This is a genomic window from Dinoroseobacter shibae DFL 12 = DSM 16493 (assembly GCF_000018145.1).
Taxonomy (GTDB): domain Bacteria; phylum Pseudomonadota; class Alphaproteobacteria; order Rhodobacterales; family Rhodobacteraceae; genus Dinoroseobacter; species Dinoroseobacter shibae.
Map to the genome: position 1 here is coordinate 3,509,061 of NC_009952.1, position 20,200 is coordinate 3,529,260.

The window sequence follows — 20,200 nt, forward strand, 5'->3', positions numbered from 1 at the left end:
ATGCTCAGGATCAGCGATACGATAACCTTGGAGGACTGGGAGATGTCCGAAAGCTTCATGCGGGCTTCGGGCCCGGGCGGGCAGAACGTGAACAAGGTGTCCTCCGCGGTCGAGTTGCGCTTCGAAGCCGCGCGGAGCCCCAACCTGCCCGACCCGGTGAAAGGACGATTGCGACGGCTGGCCGGGCGGCGCTGGACCAAGGATGGGGCCGTGGTGCTGCAGGTGGACGAGACCCGCAGCCAGGTGCGTAACCGCGAGATTGCCCGGGACCGGCTGGCGGAGTTGATCCGGGAGGCCCTGAAGCGACCTGTACGGCGGATCCCGACCAAGCCCACGCTCGGCTCGAAACGGCGACGGCTGGCGGCCAAGACCCAGCGCGGGCAGGTCAAGGCCCTGCGCGGCAAGGTACAGGACGGCGAATGAGCGATCTGCTGAAGCGGCGCGCGCGCCTGATGGGGCCGAATGTGCCGACCTTCTACGACCCGCCCTTGCATATCGTGCGGGGTGAAGGCGTCTGGCTCTGGGACGCAGGGGGGCGTCGGTACCTCGATTGTTACAACAACGTGCCCCATGTGGGGCATTGTCATCCCCGAGTGGTCGACGCGATCGCCCGGCAGGCCCGGGTGCTCAACACCCATACGCGGTACCTGCACGAGGGGGTGCTCGACTATATCGAACGGCTGACCGGGACCATGGACAACGGGCTCGATCAGGCGCTGCTGGTCTGCACCGGGTCCGAAGCGGTGGATGTGGCGCTGCGGATGGCGCGCGCGGCCACGGGCAAAACCGGGTTGATTGCCACCGACAACACCTATCACGGCAACACCACTGCCGTGGCGCAGCTGAGCACCCGGCGCCCGCCCATCGGGGGCTATTCGGACCATGTGCGATTGGTGCCCGCGCCGGAGCCGGGCACCGATGGCGCGGCCTTCGGGGCCCATGTCGCGCGGGCTGCCGCCGAGTTGGAGACCGCCGGGCATGGGGTTGCCGCCCTGATCGTTTGCCCGATCTTTGCAAACGAGGGGCTACCCTGTCTGCCGCGCGGGTTTCTCGAACCGGCGGTAGCGGCACTGCGGACCCGTGGCGGGCTGCTGATTTCCGACGAGGTGCAGCCGGGCTTCGGGCGGCTGGGCGATGTGTTCTGGGGGTATCAGGCGCTGGGCATCGCGCCGGATGTTGTGACATTGGGCAAATCCATGGGCAATGGCTACCCGGTTGCGGGGGTGGTGGCGCGGACAGAGATCATGGGCGCGTTTCGGGAGGCATTCGGCTATTTCAATACCTTCGGCGGCTCGCCCGTCGCGGCCGCGGCGGCCATGGCGGTGCTGGATGTGCTGGAAGACGAAGGGCTGGTCGAGAACGCGAAACGGGTCGGGCGATACACGCTTGAAAGGCTCCAGGCGCTGCGCCACCCGGCGATTGACGGTGTCCGGGGATACGGGCTGGCCTTCGCCTTGGATCTTGTCGATACAGACGGGGCTCCCAACACGGCCCTCGCGGCGGCCGTGACTGAAGAAGCCAAGCGGCGCAGCGTTTTGATCAACCGGATCGGGCGCGACATGCATATCCTGAAAATCCGCCCGCCCCTGCCCTTTGCGCCAGAGCATGGCGACCGGCTGGGCGACGTGTTGCAAGCGGCGTTCGACGCATGCCCGCGCTGATTGCAGCAGAGGCCCAAGCGGCCTGGGGGTGCGTCGAGACGCCGGAATTGCTCAGCCACCGGGAGAACACGGTGTTCGCCGTGCGCTTGCCCGATGGGGCACGGGCAGCACTGCGGGTGCATCGACCCGGCTACAAGACAGCGGCGGAGATCGCCGAAGAGCTGGCTTTTTGCGCCGGGTTGGCGGGGGCAGGCATCGCCTGTCCACGCGGGGTACCGACCTTGGCGGGGGACTGGCTTTGGCACGGGCAGGACGGGCAGGTGGTCAGCATTGTCAGTTGGGTTGCGGGGGCGCCCTTGGGGGCAGGCGACCAGGATCTCCCGCCGGAGGCACCGCGGCTTTATGCGGAACTTGGCGCAACCCTCGCGCAGATGCACCAGGCCGCCGCCGGTCTCGGCGGGGTCGGCTCGGCACGACCGGCCTGGGATATCGACGGTTTGACCGGGCCGGATCCGATCTGGGGGCGATATTGGGAAAGCCCGTGCTTGTCTTCGGCAGAGGCCGCCCTGATGATCCGGGCGCGGAACCATGCGCGCGGGATCTTGGGCGACGCCGGGGGAGAGCTGATCCGGGGCATGGTGCACGCCGACCCTCTGCGCGAGAACGTGTTCATCACCAAAACGGGGCTGGCGCTGATCGATTTTGACGACTGCGGACCGGGGTTCCGGGCCTACGACATCGCCGTGGCCCTGACACAAAGCCTCGATGATCCGGACTTGCCTGTGCTCCGGCAGTCGATCGTGGGCGGGTATGCAGAGGTATCCGCCCTGTCCGAGGCGGAACTCGCCTGTTTGCCGGTCTTTTCCATGTTGCGCAGCTGTTGTGCCCTGGCGTGGGTCGGACCCCGCTTTGCCGCAAGCCACCCGAAACTGCATCTCTACAAGGCACGGGCACTGCGGGCCGCCGAGGCGGTTCTGGCCAGGCGCGATATACTCGCGGGCTAGACGATCACCTCTTGCGGAACTTGCGCACCGAGGCCGAAGACACGCTTGTAACGCGCAACCTCGTCGGCCGGACCCATGGCCTTGTTGGGATTGTCGCTAAGCTTGACGGTCGGGCGGCCATTGGCGCTGACCGCCTTGCAGACCAGCGAGAAGGGCGCGAGCCCATCCCCCTCCACCAACCCGCGAAAATCGTTGGTCAGCAATGTGCCCCACCCGAAGGACACCCGGACCCGCCCAGAAAACTGGACCTGCAGCTCGGCGATCTTGTCCACATCGAGCCCGTCGGAGAAGATGATCAGCTTTTCACGCGGATCCTCACCCCGGGACCGCCACCAGGCAATGGCGCGCTCGGCGCCGGTCGCGGGATCGCCACTGTCGATGCGGATACCCGTCCAGCCCGTGAGCCAGTCCGGCGCCTCGGCCAGAAAGCCTTCGGTGCCATAGGTGTCGGGCAGGATGATGCGCAGGTTGCCCTCGTGCTCCTCGTGCCAGTCCGCAAGTACCTGGTAGGGGGCCTTGCGCAGTTCCGCGTCGCTGTCGGCGAGGGCCGAGTAGACCATGGGCAGCTCATGCGCGTTCGTGCCGATGGCTTCGACCTCCCGGCGCATGGCGATCAGGCAGTTGGAGGTGCCCACGAATTTCTGGGCGAGACCCTCGATCATGGCCTGCACGCAGCGGTCCTGCCACATGAAGGAATGTCGCCGTCTTGTGCCGAAATCCGCCAAGCGCAAGTCGGGAATGTCGCGCAGACGTTCGACTTTCTCCCACAGGCGGGTCATGGCGCGGGCATAAAGCACCTGCAACTCGAACTTGCCCATGTCGCGGAGAACAGCGCGGGAGCGCAGCTCCATCAAAATGGCGAGGGCGGGAATTTCCCACAGCATGACCTCGTGCCACTGCCCTTCGAAGGTCAGCTCATACTGCCCGTCGCGCTTGGTCAGGGTGTAGGGCGGCAGGCGCATGCCCTCGAACCACTCCATGAAATCGGAGCGGAACATCTGGCGCTTGCCATAGAACATGTTGCCGCGCAGCCAGGTGGATTCGCCGCGGCTGAGCGAAAGGGAACGAATATGGTCGAGCTGTTCGCGCAGCTCGCCTTCGTCGATCAGCTCGGCCAGGCGAATGTCGGTGGAGCGATTGATGAGGCTGAAGGTAACGCGGGTGTCCGGGCGGTTGCGGAACACCGACTGGCACATCAGCAACTTGTAGAAGTCTGTGTCGATCAGAGACCGGACAATCGGGTCGATTTTCCAGTTATGATTGTAGACCCGCTCAGCGATATCGACCAAAAGCCCGTCTCCCTCACAGCCCAGTCGCTGAGACTTCCGCTCTCGTGATAACGGATCGGCACCGCAGACGCAAAGCGGCTAGACCGCGGCGGAGTGTCGGGGGGGCGGTTGGGCAGCGTTGTCCGGGGCAATTGCAGAATCTCGCGTGGCCCTTGCAATGGTCCTCAAGAGGTCGTTGCGCCGGATCGGCTTGGTCAGGAACCCATCCATACCGGCCGCGAGGCACCGCTCCCGGTCGCTGGCGAAGGCGTTGGCGGTCAAGGCAATGATCGGAACCGGTGCGTTCGTGCATCGGCTGGCCTCCAGCGCACGGATGCGGCGCGTGGCCTCGAGCCCGTCGCACCGGGGCATGGACATATCCATCAGGATCAGGTCCGGCACGTCGGCGGCGAAGGCTTCGACTGCTTCGACCCCGTCCTTGGCGAACCGCATCCCGTCCTTGAGCGGCGAGAGGAGTTTAGCAAGCAACAGCCGATTGGTGCGATTGTCATCGGCGATCAGGAGCCGCAGGCTTGCGGGCAGGTCGGCTTCGTCATCGGCGCAGATGCGCGGCGAGACCTCAACCGGTTGCATGACGTCCAGCCCGGTGACGAACTCCATGGTGAAGCAGGAGCCTTTCCCCGGCACCGAGGTCACGGTGATGTCGCCGCCCATCTGCTGCGTCAGTTGCCGCGAGATGGCCAAGCCAAGGCCCGTGCCCCCGAAGTCGCGCGTCGTGGCACTGTCGGCCTGGGCGAAGGCGTCGAAGATCTGGTCGAGCCGATCGGCAGGAATGCCGATACCGGTGTCCTGCACGGCGAGGGTGACACGCGGCGGCGCGGCGCCCGTATCCACGGCGGCGCGCAGGCTCACTGCGCCTGCCCGGGTAAACTTGATGGCATTGCCCATCAGGTTGAGAAACACCTGCCGCACGCGGCCCGGATCGCCAAGTATACGGCCCTCGGGAAGACCGCTGACGTCAACGCTCAGCGACAGCCCCTTCTCATTCGCCAGCGGGCGGACCAGATCCAGCGCGGCCTGGAGTTCAGCGCGGAGATCGAATGGTAACTGATCGATCTCCATCTTGCCGGCTTCAAGCTTGGACAGGTCGAGGATGTCGTTGATGATGGTCAAGAGCCCCTCGCCGGAGGCGAGGATCGTTTGCAGATTGCCGCGATGCTCGGGATCGAGCGGACCCGACAACATGACATCGGACATGCCGATGATACCATTCAGGGGCGTCCGAATCTCGTGGCTGATCATGGCGAGGAATTGGGCCTTGGCGCGTGCGCCCTCTTCGGCAGCGGTCTTGGCGGCCGCAAGCTCCTGTTCGCGCTGCTTGGCCTGGGTGATGTCGCGCTCGATCGCCACCTCGCCGACCACGTTCCCGTCACTGTCCATCATAGGGGTGATGTTCGTCTCGACCCAGATGTCCTTGCCAAATTTTGTGCGGTTGATCAGCTCCAACCGAACGGGCTCATGGGTCCGGCGCGCGTTGAGGATCGCCTCTATCGCCTCGGTGTCGGTGTTCGGCCCATTGAGAAGCTCCGCCGGGGTGCGGCCGAGCGCTTCCTCCACCGTGTATCCGGTCACCCGCGTGAAGCTGGCATTGACGTACTCGATATGCCCGGCGCGGTCGGTCACGATCACGCTGTCATTGGCATTCGCCGCGACCATGGCGAGGTGCCGGGCCTCCCGTTCGCGGGCGCGAAGGGTCTGATAGGAGCGGTCAAGACGTTCCTGACCCTCCAACATTTCCCGCTCCATCTTGATGCGCTTTGTGTAGCTGCGCAGCACGAAGGACACGAAAGAATACGCCATGTAGAGCAAAAGAAGCGTGGCGAGGGAGTCGAAGACGAGTTGCCCCCGCCCCCCGCGACCCTGGAGACCGTCCAAGGCAAAAAGAACGGCTATCACAAGGATGTAAATGACGAGCCGCGCCTCGGTCGCCCGCCGGTTGTAAGGGAAGACCAGGCTGGCGTTTATGATTGCACCACAGAGGTAAGCGACCGCGAAGAAGCGCGCCTCGGGACCGGCGGTCGCATGCCATCCGATCCAGACGCAGGCCGCGATGGACAGGGCCTGGACAGCTGCAGTACCGGTTGACACTATCCGCGCGCCGCGGCCGAAACTCCGCCGTTTGATCAGGACCCACAGGGTCAGGCAATCCACCGCTTCGCCCAGGAGGGCCAAGGCCAGCGCCAGAAGACCTATTTGTGGGCTGACAAGCACCCATAGGATCAGCGCACCAAGCAAGGTCAGAACCTGCCGGGCAGCGAAATGGCCGACCCGCCCCCGCGCATAGGCGGCGAACCGGCCCTCATCACTGATCCGGTTCTCGAATTTCTGGCGCGCATTCTGCGCTTGGGGCGCGGGTTGGGGCATGGCCTCCGCCGACTGGTCAACGGAGTCTGTGTTGCAGAGAAACGTTAATTTTCTCTGCACATGGCTTGTTCACACGTCCGAGAGACGCACGCCGGCCTCCTGCATCGCGGTGCAGGCGGATGCCAGCGAGCCGTCGAGGTCGATGGCGCGGCACAGGTCGGTGCGAACAGTGACGGCAAAGCCCAGTTTGGCCGCATCCACCGCCGAGTAATGCACACAGAAATCCGTGGCGAGCCCCACCAGCGTCAGGTCCGTGATGCCGCGGCTGCGCAGATACCCGTCAAGCCCCGTTGGAGTTTCATGATCGTTCTCGAAGAACGCAGAATAACTGTCGATGGCCGGGCGAAACCCCTTGCGCACGATCATGTCGGCACGGGTCGTATCCAGATCGGGGTGAAATGCCGCCCCGTCACTGCCTTGTACGCAATGGTCCGGCCAAAGGACCTGCGGGCCATAGGGCATATCGATCATCGACAGGGGAGCGGCTCCGGGATGACTACTGGCAAAAGAACTGTGACCCGCCGGGTGCCAATCCTGGGTGAGCACCACCGCTTCGGCCTCAGCCATCAGGGCGTTGATGGCGGGCACGATGGTATTGCCTTCGGCCACCGCAAGCGCGCCGCCGGGACAGAAATCGTTTTGCACATCGATGACGATCAGGGCGTGGGTCATCAAAAACCTCCGGGTCTACACCGGACCTGCGTAGAAAGGCCGCTGGCGCGGGTCAAGCGGCATGGCTTGGCAAGGCAGGGACGGACCCGGTATAGCCGCGCCCATGTTCACGGTCGCTGCCCTCTACAAGTTCACCCGGTTCGATGATCCGGACGCCCTGCGGCCCGGGTTGCGGGCGGTGTGCGAGGCAGGCGGTGTGCGCGGCTCACTGCTCCTGGCGCGCGAGGGGATCAACGGGACCATCGCCGGGCCGCGCGCGGGGATCGATGCGGCCATTGCCGCAATCCGAGCGCTGCCCGGTTGCGCGGAGCTGGAGTGGAAGGAAAGCACGGCCAAAACGATGCCCTTCGGCAAGCTTAAGGTCCGCCTGAAACGCGAGATCGTGACCATGGGCCAGCCCCATGTGGACCCCATGGCAGCGGTCGGGCGCTATGTGCCGCCGCAGGACTGGAACGCGTTGATCTCTGCCGAGGACGTGGTGGTGATCGACACACGCAACGATTACGAGGTCGAGATCGGTACATTCAGGGGCGCGATCGACCCGCAAACCACGAGCTTTCGCGACTTCCCCGCCTGGTGGGAGGCCAACCGTCACCGGTTCGGCAACAAGCGTGTGGCGATGTTCTGCACCGGCGGCATCCGCTGCGAGAAATCGACGAACTACCTTCTGAGTGAAGGCGTGCTGGAGGTTTATCACCTGCAGGGCGGGATCTTGAAGTACCTCGAAGAGGTGCCCGAGCACGAGAGCCTCTGGGAAGGCGAGTGTTTCGTCTTCGACAAGCGGGTGAGCGTGGGGCACGGGCTGAAGCCCGGGCCGCTCGGACTATGCCATGCCTGCCGCCGCCCGCTCGCTGAAGCGGACAAGACGCGCCCGGAATACGAAACCGGCGTGTCCTGCCATCGCTGCCTCAGCGAATACAGCGAGGCAGATCGCACCCGTTTTCGCGAGCGGCAGAAGCAGATCAAGCTGGCGCGGGCGCGCGGCGAGGAACACCTTAGCTGATCCGGGCTTTCGGTGCCGGGGGCGCTGCGCTAGGAGACGTTTATGCCCATCGCCCTGTCGTCCCTGCCCGAACTGACCGACCTGCCCCATGACGAAATCATCGACGTCCGGTCCCCGGCGGAGTTTGCCGAGGACCATCTGCCGGGTGCGGTCAACCTGCCGGTTCTGTCGAACGCGGAGCGGGCCGAGGTCGGCACGGTCTATGTACAGGACAGCCCCTTCAAGGCGCGCAAGATGGGCGCGGCCCTCGTTGCGCGGAACGCGGCCCGGCATCTGGAGACCCATCTGGCCGACAAGCCGGGCGCGTACCGGCCGCTGGTCTATTGCTGGCGCGGGGGGCAGCGGTCCGGGTCCTTCGCGGCGATCCTGCAGCAGATCGGCTGGCGCGCCGAGACCTTGCAGGGCGGCTATCGGAGCTACCGGCGGCTGGTGAACGCGGCGCTCTATGATGCCGAGTTTCCCTGCCCCGTTGTACTGCTGGACGGGGATACCGGATCGGGCAAGACCGATATCCTGAACCTGCTGCCCGGTCTGGGCTGGCAGGTGCTGGACCTCGAAGGGATGGCGCATCATCGCGGCTCTCTTCTGGGCGCATATGCCGAAGATCAGCCTGCACAAAAGGGATTCGAGAGTGCGCTGGCGATGGCCCTTGCGGCGCTCGATCCGGCCCGGCCCGTGGTGGTGGAGGCCGAGAGCTCCAAGATCGGGCGGATCAATCTGCCCCCCGTCCTGTGGTCCGCAATGCGGCGGGCACCTCGGCTGGTGCTGTCGGTGCCGCGCGCGGAACGGGCCCGCTACCTGACGCGGAGCTACGGCGACCTGCTGGATCAGCCGGGAGAAATGGCCGCGCGGCTGAACCCCTTGCGCAAACTGCACGGCCACGCCCAGGTCGACGCCTGGCAGGAGATGGCCGCGGCGGGCGCATTCGAGGCGCTGGCCGAGGGCCTGATGGCGGTGCATTACGATCCGCTCTACCGGCGCGGGCGAAAGGGGGCCGAGGGGCAGGACCTGGCCTTGGGCAACGGGGCGCTGGCGCAAGAGCGGATGGCAGAGACCGCCGCGCTGGTGTCGCAGGCGCTGGCGGCGGTTGTCGCCGCGCGTTGACAGGGGTCAGACGAGGCGCAGGCCTGGATCGGCGGTAACGCGCCCGATCTCCACGGTGCCGGGGACCGGATCACCCGGCGGCAGGGCAGCCAACAGTCCGCCAGCGGTTTGCGGATCGAAGAGCAATTCATGGCGGGGCGTCGTCTCCGGCCAGTCGGGCACAAGCGCGCGATTGGCCGGATAGAGAGAGGAGCGATGCCCGGCCGCCGCCAACGCCTCGGCCCCGGCATGGATCGGGATCGCGTCCAGACGAATCTCGGCCCCGGTGCCCGAGGCCGCACAGAGCCGCGCGAGATGCCCTGCCAACCCGAACCCGGTCACGTCCGTCATGGCATGCGCCTTGGCAGCAAGGTGGCGCGCGGTCTTGGATTGATCCGCGGCCAGCAATTCCCACAGGGCCGCAACCTGCTGCCCGGGAGCCGCGGCCTGCATTTCCGCCGCCAGAAGCACGCCGGTGCCAATGGGACGGGTCAGGACAAGGCGATCTCCGGGACGCGCGCCGTCGAGACCGATGGCGCGGGCGGGCGCGAGCCCGGTCACGGTAAAGCCGATGCTCAACTCCGCCCCAATACTGGTATGCCCGCCCACAAGCTCGGCCCCTACGGCGCGCGCGCCTTCGCTGGCGGCGGCGGTGATCTCGGCCAGCATGCCCGCATGCACGGCCGGGGTGGCCTTGGGCAGGATGATCTGGGACAACACGGCTTGCGGATCAGCACCCATGGCCCAGACATCACCCAACGCATGCTGCAAAGCGATGCGGGTCATCAAGTACGGGTCTTCGACAAAGGCGCGCAGGTGATCGGTAGTGATCACTTGCTGGCCCGCCCCGTGGCGCAGGATTGCCGCATCGTCCCCGGGGCGGGACAGCACGTCGTCGCGGGCTGGGGAAGGGAGCCCTGCCAATACGTCGCTCAGCAACCCCGCGCCCACCTTTGCCCCGCAGCCGCCGCAAAGGGGTTTGCCCGATAGCGCCGCTTGGACACCTTCGGCCCGGAGGCGTGGCAGATCCGGCGCGGACATCGCGGGCAGGTCGTGGAACTTCGCCATGAACTTGCGGTCGATGCGGTCTTTCAGGCGCCACAACAGAGCGCCGGAGCTGCGCATCCCGGCCTTGTCGGCCACGGCCGCCTTGCGGCCCGTGGACACAAGCTTGAGGTAATCCGACTGCGGCTTGTAGCGCTTGCGGGCACGTCCCGTCAGGTCCGCGCGCAGGTTATGATAAAGGATCGGCGCCTGGCGCACGGCATAGACGCCCGCTTTGGGCCGGGGCGCAAAGCCCATATGAGCGCAATCGCCCACCGCATAGATCCGATCATCGGAAAGGCTGCGCAACTGGTCATCCACGGCGACGAACCCATCGACACGGGCGAGGCCGGTCTGCGCCAGCCAGTCTTGCGGGCGCGCGCCGGTGGCTCCGATGGTGATGTCGGCGCGCAGGGCCTCGCCCCCCTCCAGCCGCACGTGATCCGCGCCGATCTCGGCGGCACGGGCATTCAGGCGCAGGGTGATGCCTTGCGCGGCCATCTCGCCCAGAAGGGTATCGCGGGTCTTGGCGTTCATGCCCGCGAGGGCCGTATCGCTCGCCTCGATCAGGGTGACTTTCGCCGTAGCGCCCAACCGATGCGCACAGGCCATGGCCAGTTCGACCCCGGCGACGCCGCCGCCCAGGATCAGCACATGGGGTTCCGGGGGCGGGTTGGTGCAGAACGCTTCCCAGCGATCCGCGAATGCGCCGAGCGGCTTGGCCGCCAGAGCATGATCCGTGAAACCAGGCAGATCCGGCAGGCGGGAGGTCACGCCGATGTCGAGCGACGCCCGGTGATAGCGGATCGGCGGGCGACCCGACACGTGGATTTCCCGGGCAGCGAGGTCCAGCCCCTCTGCTCGGCCCAACACGAGCCGCGCCCCGGCAAAGCGCGCCAGCCGGACCAAGTCGATCTCCAGCGCGGCGCGGTCATAATGTCCGGCGATATGGCCCGGCAACATCCCGGAATAAGGCGCGGTCGGATTCGGGTCGATCAGGGTCAGCCGCGCCCCTAGCAGCGGGCTCATCGCCCATTTCCGCAAGACCAGCGCATGGGTGTGACCACCGCCGACCAGAACGACGTCCTGGGTCAAGGGATAGGGGGTGTGCATCGCGCGCCGCTCCACTACATAGTCGCGCCAAAGGCCTTAGCAGTCCCGTCCTGCGGGCGCGAGAGGCGACAGCGCCGCAAGAAAGAGGCTCCCGAATATGTCATCGATCCGCTGGTTGGTTCTGGCCCTGTCGCTTGTTGCGGTCACGTTCTCGGTGTGGCGGCTGGAAGGGATGCGCGCAGGGATCGAGATCACCCGCGACGCGGTCGGCCCGACGCCGGTCACGGTCTATCGCTTGCCCGATGCGGGCCCCGCCCCGGCGGTGGTGATCGCACATGGCTTTGCCGGGTCGATGCAGCTGATGGAGGCTTTTGCCCTGACACTGGCGCAGGCGGGCTATGTTGCGGTGAGCTTCGATTTCGAAGGTCACGGGCGCAATCCGGTCCCCATGTCGGGCGATGTCTCCCGGATCGACGGCACCACTCAGCTGCTGATGTCGGAAACCGGGCGGGTCACCGATTACGCCCTGGCGTTGCCCGGGGTTGACGGGCGCGTGGCGCTCTTGGGGCACTCGATGGCGTCCGATGTGATCGTCCGGCAAACCATCGCGGACCCACGGGTCTCGGCCACGGTGGCGATTTCCATGTTCAGCCAGGCAGTGAATGCCGAGCAACCGTCGAACCTGATCGCGATCAACGGCGCGTGGGAGACGATGCTGCGCGAAGAGGCGCGCCGTGTCATCCGGCTCATCGACCCGGACGCGGAGGAAGGGCAGACCGTGCAGGCAGGCGACGTGGTGCGCCGGGCGGTGGCCTCCCCGAATGTGGAACATGTGGGTGTGCTCTATTCCGCCACCAGCCTGCAGGAAGCGCGGGATTGGCTCGACCGGAGCTATGGGCGCAATGCCGACACGGGTTTGGCAACGACGGGCGGGTGGATCGTGCTATTGCTGGCGGGGCTGGTGGGGCTGGTCTGGCCGGTGGCGGGGCTGCTGCCGCGAGGCCCGGTCCCTGCCCTGCTGCCACGCCGGGATTTCGCGGTCGCCCTCGGCGTGGCCAGCTTGGTAACGCCCCTGATCCTGTGGCCGGTGGAGATCGAGGTGCTGCCGGTTCTGGTGGCAGATTACCTGGCGCTGCATCTGCTGGTCTTCGGTGCGATTGCCTGCGGCTACCTGCTGTGGCGCGGGCACCGACCGGGCGGCTGGCAAGTGGTGCCGGGACTGGCCCTGGCCCTTTATGGAACCTTCGTCTTCGGCGGGGCACTGGACCGCTATGTCGCCTCTTTCATGCCCCATGCCGGACGGATCCCGATCATCGCCGCGATCGCGGTCGGGGCCGTCGCGTTCATGCTGGCCGATACCTGGCTCAGCGGCGCAGGGCGGGCGCCCCTGTGGCGCAAGGGCATGGTGAAGCTGGGCTTCTTCGCGTCGCTGGGACTGGCGGTGGCGCTGGATTTCGAGGGCTTGTTCTTCCTGCTGATCATCCTGCCGGTGATCCTGCTCTATTTCGCGGTGTTCGGCACCATGGCGGGATGGGCCGGGCGTCGCACCGGCGCCGTGGGCAGCATCGGCGTGGGATTGGGACTGGTTCTCGCCTGGTCCCTTGGGGTCACTTTCCCGATGTTCGCGCTGTAATCCGCCAACCTCAGGGGGCGCACCAGGATCCCTGCCAATCGTCATTGCGCGAAAACCGGGCTCTCCGGTGCAGATCGGCCCCTAGATGCAGCGTTTCGATTTCCGAGATCACGCACCGTAGAAGGGCAAGAGCCGCCGGGTCGGGCCGAGCACCAAACTCAGAGGGATGCGCAAGCAACACCCCCGGCGCGGGCACTCCGCCATAGACCCGGCGGGCGGGCTCGGACAATGACTGCCAAAGAGGCAGAACCTCCGACCCGCTAAGGATATTTGCTATCGTTTTAATCCGTATCTGTAAATCAGCTTTCGGCACCCAGACACAAAAAGTTGCAAATGCACTGATTTCTAAGTCGTTGACTTTCTTGCTTCTCTTATCGGTATAGACTTCGAGGATTCCCGCACTACGTGCAGCGGCCCTCAGCACGACAACCCGGGCGTTCGGTACACCGTCCGCCCCCACCGTGGCCATGACGGGTGTGCGCAGCGGGCTGCGTCGATCCACCGGCGCACGACTCAGCAACCGCCAGACATGGTCGAGCGTCGTGTCCAACCCCGTATACCAGTCAGTCATAGCCCGTCATCTCCAAGTAGCCGCGTCCCGTGTGGGACCCTTCGAAGAAAATCGGACCCTCCCAGTAGGGAAAGAGTGTCTCCATCCAGCTTTGGGCATTGAGCGGGCGGGTGGTGATGTCGAGACCGCGGGACGGCACCTGGACCCGCCACTCGGTCGGCACCTCGCGGCCTGCGACCGGGGTCCGGGCGCGCTCGGTCACCTGGAAGGCCCCATTGGGCAAGGGCGTCGGGTTGCCATCCGGGGAAATCCAGGTGGCCGCGGTGAAATCCGGGCCCGACTCGTCGCGCAGGCGGAACCCCATGACCTTCTCGCCAGTGTCGAGGTGAAGGGAGAACCAGTCCCAGCCCGTCTGCGTGCCTTCAAGCGGTTGGCTCGACCACTCGCGATCGAGCCAGGCGGTACCGGTGACCGCCACCATGCCCTCGGGCAAGGTCAGGGTCCCGGTCACGGTGTAGAACGGTTGCGAGTAGTAGTAGCTCGCCTGGCCGCTTTCGGATTTGACGGAAAAGCCCCCCTGCCCCTGCGGGACCAACGGCCCTTGGGCGGTCAGGTCGAGTGCATAGGCGAAATCGAGGCCCGAAGCCGTGAGCCGTGCGGCGGAAATCGCGTCGGTACCTGGCGCGGCGGTGCTGCGCATCTCCCAGTCGTCGATCCAGGCGAGAAAAGGATCGGCCGTCACCCCGGCCTGCCCGTTGCCATCCCGCGCGAAACGCTCGGACACATAATGGCGCTCAGGTGTGGTCAGGCCTGCATGACCCATCCAGATTTGCGGACTGTCCCAGCCGTCTGTCTGGCGCGGTTCCAACGCGGATCGGAACAGGGTCCATTGCAGGCCATAATCCTGGCCGTCGGGGCCGGTCAGGTTCGCGGTCAGGTACCACCATTCGATCCGGTAGTCGGGGTGCGCCCCATGGTCGGTGGGGAAATCGAACTCCGGGTCCGGTGCGGGCTGCGCAAACCCGTCGGTGGTGGTGCTGCCGAGCCCGGCAAAACCCTGGGCCAGCGCGACGGTCGGGAACAGAAAGAGGGTAGCGAAAAGCAGTCTAGCGTTCATTGGCAAACACCTTCAGCAGGTCGGAGGGGGCGGTGCGCGCCAGCCGGAGCACCGGCCAGGCCGAGGCCAGCAGGGCAGCCAGCAGCGCAAGAATACCAAGCCGCAGCCAATCGCCCGGGAAGAGGTGCATGGGCAGACGCCAGCCGAATGCCTCGACATTCACCACCGCCAGCAGCGCCCAGGCGAGCACCAGCCCCACGGGCAGGGCCAGCACCGCCGTCAATGCGGCCAGCAGCGCCGCACGGGCCAATTCGAGCCGCGCAAGCCGGGCCCGCGTCAGGCCGAGCGCCCAAACCGGTGCCAGTTGCGGCAAGCGCATCCGCGCGAGCGTCATCAGGCTGGCCAACATCGCCACCGCCGCCACGCCGAGTGTCAGCACATTGAGCGCGGCTGTGACCGTGAACGTGCGCTCGAACACGGCCAAGGAGAACGCCTTGACCGTTGCCTGGTCGATCATCGTACTGGCGGGCAGGCCGAATTCCGATTGCAGATCTTCCATCACTGTCTCGGTCCGGTCCGGGTCAAGCCGCACCGCATAGCGCAACTGCGCCGCCTCGGGGAAGCGCGTCTCGAAAGCCGAAAGGCCGATCATCACTTGCCCGCGCGGGTTACCGTAGTCGGAGTAGATGCCTGCGACCTCCGCCTCCCAGTTTCCGGGGAGCGGAATGGTATCGCCCGGGCGCAACCCCTCGCGACGCGCAAGTTGTTCATTGACCAGGACGCCGGATCCCTCCGCCACGCGGTCCCAGACATCGGGCAGGGCCGACAGCAGAGGCCAGTAGTCTCTATAGGTCGGATGGTCGGCGACGCCGAATATCTCCCCCGGCCCACCGGGCAGCGGGGCCTCGACGCTCCAGATCGGCAATAGCGCATCAACTTTTGGGGCGAGGAAGGCGCGCATCTCGGCGGCCTCTGCCTCGGAGCGCGCGGTGACGTAAAGCTCGGAGGCGAGCCGCTGATCCAGCCAGCCGGTGAAGGTCAGCCGGAAGCTGCCCACCATGGTGCCTACACCGATATTGGCCGAGAGTGCGAGCAAGAGCGCCATCAGGGCAAGCGACAGGCCGGGCAACTGCTGCCGCGTATCGGCCCAGAACCATTCGCCGAGCACCGAAGACGCTGTGCGGGCGCCCAAAGCCAAAGCCCCAGAGAGCAGCACGGGGAGGGCAAGCGCCGCCCCCAGAAGAAGGAGCGCCAGCATCACGAACGCCACCACGAGGCCGCTGCCCCAGAGCAGCAATCCAAGCCCGACCACGATCATCCCGGCGGCCAGCAGCCCTTGCCGGCGCATGGCGCGATCCGAGGCGCGTGCCCAGGCCCGAGGCTGGGCCGGCGCCAGGACCGGCAAGTGCCAGAGCCGCCAGAGACTTTGGGCGGCCGCCGCCGCGGCCCCCAGCACCGAGATCGCCAGCCCGAGAAACCACCAGCTTGGCGCGAGGCTGAGCGCACCGTCGACACTGGCGCCATAAAGCCCCTGCAAAGTGGCGGCCACGTCCGGCAGAAGCGTTGCCGCGATCAGGTAGCCCAGCGCGACACCGACCGCTCCGGCGAGCAAAGACAGCAGCAACACCTCAGCCGCCAGCAGCCCGACGAGGCTGCGGGCCGGCACGCCCAGCGCGCGCAAAGTCCGGAAGGTTGGGCGACGCTGCTCGAACGCCAGCCCGATGGCTGCGTGCACGATAAAAAGACCCACGGCGAAGGACAGGAACCCGAAGGCGGTCAGGTTCAGGTGGAAACTGTCGGTCAGTCGCGCCACATCGCCGCGATCCTCCGGCGCGGCCTCGGTCAGTTCGGGCGCGATCTCGGCCAGGGGAACCCGGGTCAGGGGCTGGTCCGGCCACAACAGCAGGCGCGTGACCTGGTCCGGGCGGTCGAGCACACGCTGAGCCTGGCCCATGTCCATCAGGAGCGTCCCGGCGGGCAAGCCCAGCGCCTGACGGACAGGCTGCCCCTCGAACGCCACCCCGAGGCGCGCGGCCAGTTCAGGCGGGGCATAAGCTTGTCCCGCGATAAATGCCGCAAGGTCGCCCGGCGCGCTCAGATCGACCATTTGTGCCGCGGGGGGCGCGGTGATCGGGTCGATGCCGAGAATTGTGATTATCCCGATATCCCGCGTAATGCGTCCTTCCAGCACCGGTGACACGCCCCACCCGGCCCGGCGCAGGGCGATATAGGTAGCCTCCGGGATCGGGCCGGAGGGGTCGACAAGCTGGTTCAGCTCATCCTGACCAAGCGCAGCGGCAGCCGTTGCATAGCTCGACCGTGCCTCGGCATTGATCGCCTGAACGCCGGACCAGAGCGCTGTCGCCAGTGCCAACCCGAGCAGCAATGTCAGCAGCTGACCCGGGTGCCGCCGCCAATGGGCCAGCATCGCGGAAAGGGCGGTCCGGTGCATCAGGCGACCTTCCCGAGCCGCAGATGGATGCGGCGAGCCATACGCTCCGCCACTCGGTCGGAATGGGTCACCATCAGCAAAGCCGTATCGCTCTCGCGCACGAGGTCGAGCATCAGGGTCAGCACCGCATCCGCCGTGGTCTCGTCCAGATTGCCCGTTGGCTCATCCGCCAGCAGAAGCCGCGGTCGGGCGGCAAGCGCACGCCCGATCGCAACGCGCTGCTGCTGACCACCCGACAGCTGCTCGGGGTAGCGGCGCAAGAACGGGGTAAGGCCCAAGCGCTCGGCCAGATCGACCCAATGGGCGGGCTCATCGTGACCCGCTAGCCGAGCCTGAAACGACAGGTTGGCCGCCACATCCAAAGCGGGGATCAGGTTGAACTGCTGAAACACCACACCGACCGTGCCGCGACGCAGGGCAGCGCGTGCCTCGTCCCCCATGGCTCCGACATTGGCCCCTGCAACCTCGATCGTCCCCGCATCCGGCGTATCAAGCCCCCCGACCAGATGCAGCAGTGTGCTCTTGCCCGATCCGCTCTCTCCGGTCAGTGCAAGTGTCTCGCCAGCGTTCAGGCCGAGATCGACACCACGCAGCACCGGCAACGGTCCATCGCCCGTTTCGTAGGTTTTCGTGACACCGCGCAGTTGCAGAACCATGGATCGGTCTCCTTCCCGGGCCTAACTAGGGCCCTGTACGGGCTTGTCGCGCAGCCCGGCAGGACTTGGCATGCGGCGAAGCGCGCCGCGCGTTCGAGGTCGAAGGGCGCGGCGGATCGTAGACCCCCATATATTGTTGCAAGTGCGTGACATCCCCCACCAGTGCTTGTATAAAATCAGACAAAACAACAGGAAGGCTCTCATGGCAGAGACCGCACAGGTAGCCGAAGAATATGGCGCCGATTCCATCAAGGTTCTCAAAGGGTTGGAGGCTGTTCGCAAACGGCCCGGAATGTATATCGGGGACACCGACGACGGCTCGGGTCTGCACCACATGGTGTACGAGGTCGTCGATAACGGCATTGACGAGGCACTGGCCGGTCACGCAGACGCGGTGAACGTGAAAATCCATGCGGATTCCAGTGTCTCGGTCAGTGACAATGGCCGGGGTATCCCGGTGGGCGTGCATGAGGAGGAAGGCGTTTCAGCCGCCGAAGTCATCATGACCCAGCTTCACGCGGGCGGGAAATTCGATAGCAACTCCTACAAGGTGTCCGGGGGTCTTCATGGCGTCGGTGTGTCGGTCGTGAATGCGTTGTCCGACTGGCTGGAGTTGCGGATCTGGCGCGACGGCAAGGAACATGTGGCGCGCTTTGAGCATGGTGATACGGTCAAGCACCTGGAAGTCATCGGGGATGCGGGTGACCGGACCGGCACGGAAGTCCGGTTCATGGCTTCGACGGGGACGTTTTCGAACCTCGACTACTCGTTCAAGACGCTAGAGAACCGGCTGCGCGAGTTGGCTTTCCTGAATTCGGGGGTGCGCATCATCCTGGAGGACGAGCGCCCTGCCGAACCTCTGCGCTCGGAGCTGTTCTATGAAGGCGGCGTGCGGGAGTTCGTGCGGTACCTCGATCGATCCAAGACGTCGGCCATGGAAGAGCCGATCTTCATCACCGGCGAGCGCGACGACATCGGGATCGAGGTCGCGATGTGGTGGAACGACAGCTACCACGAGACGGTGCTGCCCTTCACCAACAACATTCCGCAGCGCGACGGCGGCACGCACTTGGCCGGGTTTCGCGGCGCCCTGACCCGTACGATCAACGCCTATGCGCAGTCCAGCGGGATCGCCAAGCGCGAGAAGGTGAATTTCACCGGCGACGATGCCCGCGAAGGCTTGACTTGCGTCTTGTCGGTGAAGGTGCCGGACCCGAAATTCTCCAGCCAGACAAAGGATAAGCTGGTCTCATCCGAGGTGCGCCCCGCAGTCGAAGGCCTGGTGAACGAGAAGCTGGGCGAGTGGTTCGAAGAGAACCCCGCGCAGGCGAAGGTCATCGTCGGCAAGATCATCGAAGCCGCCCTTGCGCGGGAGGCAGCCCGCAAGGCGCGGGAGTTGACCCGCCGCAAAACGGCGATGGATGTCGCCTCCCTGCCCGGCAAGCTGGCCGATTGCCAGGAGAAGGACCCAGCGCACTCCGAGCTCTTCCTCGTGGAGGGGGACAGTGCCGGTGGCTCGGCCAAGCAGGGCCGATCGCGGCATAACCAGGCCGTTTTGCCCTTGCGCGGGAAGATCCTGAACGTGGAGCGCGCCCGATTCGATCGGATGCTGTCGAGCCAGGAGATCGGCACCCTGATCACCGCGCTCGGTACCGGGATCGGGCGGGACGAATTCGATATTGGCAAGCTACGCTACCACAAGATCATCATCATGACGGACGCGGATGTGGACGGCGCGCATATCCGGACTCTGCTGCTGACGTTCTTCTTCCGGCAGATGCCCGAGATCATTGAGGGCGGCTATCTCTACATTGCGCAACCGCCGCTCTACAAGGTCGCGCGTGGCAAGTCCGAGGTTTACCTGAAAGACCAGGCCGCACTGGAGGATCACCTGATCGGGCAAGGGATCGAAGGTGCGGTGCTGCGCCTGCCCGGCGGTGAGGAAATCGCGGGCAAGGATCTCGCCCGGGTTGTCGACGCCGCGCGGCAGTTCAAGCGGATCCTGGATGCTTTTCCGACCCATTATCCGAGGCCAATTCTTGAACAGGCCGCACTGGCGGGGGCGTTCGATCCCGGTAAGGCCGATGCCGATCTCCAGAAGGTGGCGGACCAGGTCGCCGCGCGGCTGGACCTTGTGGCGGTCGAGTACGAGCGCGGCTGGCAAGGGAGAATTACACAGGACCATGGTATCCGCCTGAGCCGTGTGCTGCGCGGAGTTGAAGAGATCCGCACTCTGGATGGCGCGGTGCTGCGATCCGGCGAGGCGCGGAAACTGGCCTCGGTCTCGACCGAGAGTCGGGACGTGTATCAAGACCCCGCCAAACTAGTCCGAAAGGAACGCGAAGTATCCATCCATGGACCACTGGCCTTGCTGAGTACCATTCTCGAAGAAGGCGAAAAGGGGCAGTCACTGCAACGGTACAAGGGTCTGGGGGAGATGAACCCGGATCAACTCTGGGAAACGACCCTGGATCCCGAGGCGCGAACGCTGTTGCAAGTCCAGATCGAGGATCTGGCGGATGCGGATGACATCTTTACCAAGCTGATGGGCGATGTGGTTGAGCCACGTCGGGCCTTCATCCAGCAGAACGCGCTGAGCGTGGAGAACCTGGATTTCTAAAGGCATGTAAGGAAGCAGACATTTTTTGTGGCGCGCATATTTTTCCGTGTCACGGGTGCCCGCAAATGAGGAAAGTTTCATGTTTCTCCAAGGCTTACCGGAGACGCAGTAATGGCGAAGGGTTTGGGCGATATTCGATTCGCACTTCCGTTGGACCT

General features: G+C 65.5%; 15 protein-coding genes. 7 read left to right on the forward strand and 8 right to left on the reverse strand.

Features of this window, described 5'->3' with window-relative positions:
• From arfB to DSHI_RS16950, 3 genes are read left to right on the forward strand one after another with little or no spacing between them, the layout of a single operon-like run.
• Entirely contained in the window at positions 1-423 is a 423-nt protein-coding gene (gene arfB, locus DSHI_RS16940; RefSeq protein WP_012180002.1) for an alternative ribosome rescue aminoacyl-tRNA hydrolase ArfB, read from the forward strand.
• Entirely contained in the window at positions 420-1,661 is a 1,242-nt protein-coding gene (locus DSHI_RS16945; RefSeq protein WP_012180003.1) for an aspartate aminotransferase family protein, read from the forward strand. Before arfB ends, DSHI_RS16945 begins: the two co-directional genes overlap by 4 nt.
• The gene (locus DSHI_RS16950; protein WP_012180004.1) at positions 1,649-2,605 is read left to right on the forward strand and encodes a phosphotransferase enzyme family protein; all 957 of its coding nucleotides are present in this window, start codon (positions 1,649-1,651) and stop codon (positions 2,603-2,605) included. Before DSHI_RS16945 ends, DSHI_RS16950 begins: the two co-directional genes overlap by 13 nt.
• On the opposite strand, the gene pncB is transcribed toward DSHI_RS16950, so the two are convergent.
• From pncB to pncA, 3 genes are all read right to left on the reverse strand, one after another.
• Complete coding sequence (pncB, locus tag DSHI_RS16955) at positions 2,602-3,894, reverse strand: nicotinate phosphoribosyltransferase (RefSeq protein ID WP_012180005.1); 1,293 nt, start codon at positions 3,892-3,894, stop codon at positions 2,602-2,604. The two genes, DSHI_RS16950 and pncB, sit on opposite strands and share 4 nt — an antisense overlap.
• Positions 3,895-3,972: 78 nt before the next feature.
• Positions 3,973-6,258 (reverse strand): PAS domain-containing hybrid sensor histidine kinase/response regulator, encoded by a 2,286-nt coding sequence (locus DSHI_RS16960; RefSeq protein WP_050757857.1) that lies wholly within the window; start codon positions 6,256-6,258, stop codon positions 3,973-3,975.
• Between the two features lie 69 nt (positions 6,259-6,327).
• Complete coding sequence (pncA, locus tag DSHI_RS16965; RefSeq protein ID WP_012180007.1) at positions 6,328-6,930, reverse strand: bifunctional nicotinamidase/pyrazinamidase; 603 nt, start codon at positions 6,928-6,930, stop codon at positions 6,328-6,330.
• Between the two features lie 103 nt (positions 6,931-7,033).
• Between pncA and trhO the strand changes: the two genes are divergently transcribed.
• Both trhO and mnmH read left to right on the forward strand, forming a co-directional pair.
• On the forward strand, positions 7,034-7,933 hold the full coding sequence (gene trhO, locus DSHI_RS16970; RefSeq protein WP_044028098.1) for an oxygen-dependent tRNA uridine(34) hydroxylase TrhO: 900 nt from the start codon (positions 7,034-7,036) through the stop codon (positions 7,931-7,933).
• Positions 7,934-7,975: 42 nt separating this feature from the next.
• A complete protein-coding gene (mnmH, locus tag DSHI_RS16975) occupies positions 7,976-9,037 on the forward strand; it encodes a tRNA 2-selenouridine(34) synthase MnmH (RefSeq protein WP_012180009.1) in 1,062 nt (353 codons plus the stop codon).
• Positions 9,038-9,043: 6 nt separating this feature from the next.
• Here mnmH and selD read toward each other — a convergent pair whose 3' ends face one another.
• A complete protein-coding gene (gene selD, locus DSHI_RS16980; protein WP_012180010.1) occupies positions 9,044-11,173 on the reverse strand; it encodes a selenide, water dikinase SelD in 2,130 nt (709 codons plus the stop codon).
• A 97-nt stretch (positions 11,174-11,270) separates the two neighbouring features.
• Between selD and DSHI_RS16985 the strand changes: the two genes are divergently transcribed.
• Positions 11,271-12,746, forward strand: a complete 1,476-nt coding sequence (locus tag DSHI_RS16985; protein ID WP_012180011.1) for an alpha/beta hydrolase — start codon at positions 11,271-11,273, stop codon at positions 12,744-12,746.
• Positions 12,747-12,756: 10 nt separating this feature from the next.
• Here DSHI_RS16985 and DSHI_RS21840 read toward each other — a convergent pair whose 3' ends face one another.
• Genes DSHI_RS21840 through DSHI_RS17000 form a run of 4 tightly spaced genes read right to left on the reverse strand, consistent with a single transcriptional unit; the run spans position 12,757 to position 17,422 of the window.
• Positions 12,757-13,317: a pyridoxamine 5'-phosphate oxidase family protein gene (locus DSHI_RS21840; protein WP_083768403.1), complete on the reverse strand. Its 561-nt coding sequence runs from the start codon at positions 13,315-13,317 to the stop codon at positions 12,757-12,759.
• Positions 13,310-14,374 (reverse strand): lipocalin-like domain-containing protein, encoded by a 1,065-nt coding sequence (locus DSHI_RS16990; protein WP_012180012.1) that lies wholly within the window; start codon positions 14,372-14,374, stop codon positions 13,310-13,312. The genes DSHI_RS21840 and DSHI_RS16990 overlap by 8 nt, the downstream gene beginning before the upstream one ends.
• Positions 14,364-16,766 carry an FtsX-like permease family protein gene (locus DSHI_RS16995; RefSeq protein ID WP_012180013.1) on the reverse strand — a complete coding sequence of 801 codons (2,403 nt, stop codon included), beginning with the start codon at positions 16,764-16,766 and terminating at the stop codon, positions 14,364-14,366. The genes DSHI_RS16990 and DSHI_RS16995 overlap by 11 nt, the downstream gene beginning before the upstream one ends.
• On the reverse strand, positions 16,766-17,422 hold the full coding sequence (locus DSHI_RS17000) for an ABC transporter ATP-binding protein (RefSeq protein WP_012180014.1): 657 nt from the start codon (positions 17,420-17,422) through the stop codon (positions 16,766-16,768). The genes DSHI_RS16995 and DSHI_RS17000 overlap by 1 nt, the downstream gene beginning before the upstream one ends.
• 202 nt (positions 17,423-17,624) lie before the next feature.
• Here DSHI_RS17000 and gyrB point away from each other — a divergent pair, with 202 nt between their 5' ends.
• Positions 17,625-20,042: a DNA topoisomerase (ATP-hydrolyzing) subunit B gene (gyrB, locus tag DSHI_RS17005; RefSeq protein WP_012180015.1), complete on the forward strand. Its 2,418-nt coding sequence runs from the start codon at positions 17,625-17,627 to the stop codon at positions 20,040-20,042.
• The last annotated feature ends 158 nt before the right edge of the window (positions 20,043-20,200 follow it).

Coding starts and splice junctions, on each gene's coding strand:
- DSHI_RS16950 (WP_012180004.1), top strand. CDS start 1,649: ATGCCCGCGCTGATTGCAGCAGAGGCCCAAGCGGCCTGGGGGTGCGTC.
- trhO (WP_044028098.1), top strand. CDS start 7,034: ATGTTCACGGTCGCTGCCCTCTACAAGTTCACCCGGTTCGATGATCCG.
- gyrB (WP_012180015.1), top strand. CDS start 17,625: ATGGCAGAGACCGCACAGGTAGCCGAAGAATATGGCGCCGATTCCATC.
- pncA (WP_012180007.1), bottom strand. CDS start 6,930: ATGACCCACGCCCTGATCGTCATCGATGTGCAAAACGATTTCTGTCCC.
- DSHI_RS17000 (WP_012180014.1), bottom strand. CDS start 17,422: ATGGTTCTGCAACTGCGCGGTGTCACGAAAACCTACGAAACGGGCGAT.
- mnmH (WP_012180009.1), top strand. CDS start 7,976: ATGCCCATCGCCCTGTCGTCCCTGCCCGAACTGACCGACCTGCCCCAT.
- arfB (WP_012180002.1), top strand. CDS start 1: ATGCTCAGGATCAGCGATACGATAACCTTGGAGGACTGGGAGATGTCC.
- DSHI_RS16995 (WP_012180013.1), bottom strand. CDS start 16,766: ATGCACCGGACCGCCCTTTCCGCGATGCTGGCCCATTGGCGGCGGCAC.
- DSHI_RS16960 (WP_050757857.1), bottom strand. CDS start 6,258: ATGCCCCAACCCGCGCCCCAAGCGCAGAATGCGCGCCAGAAATTCGAG.
- DSHI_RS16945 (WP_012180003.1), top strand. CDS start 420: ATGAGCGATCTGCTGAAGCGGCGCGCGCGCCTGATGGGGCCGAATGTG.
- DSHI_RS16990 (WP_012180012.1), bottom strand. CDS start 14,374: ATGAACGCTAGACTGCTTTTCGCTACCCTCTTTCTGTTCCCGACCGTC.
- DSHI_RS16985 (WP_012180011.1), top strand. CDS start 11,271: ATGTCATCGATCCGCTGGTTGGTTCTGGCCCTGTCGCTTGTTGCGGTC.
- selD (WP_012180010.1), bottom strand. CDS start 11,173: ATGCACACCCCCTATCCCTTGACCCAGGACGTCGTTCTGGTCGGCGGT.
- DSHI_RS21840 (WP_083768403.1), bottom strand. CDS start 13,317: ATGACTGACTGGTATACGGGGTTGGACACGACGCTCGACCATGTCTGG.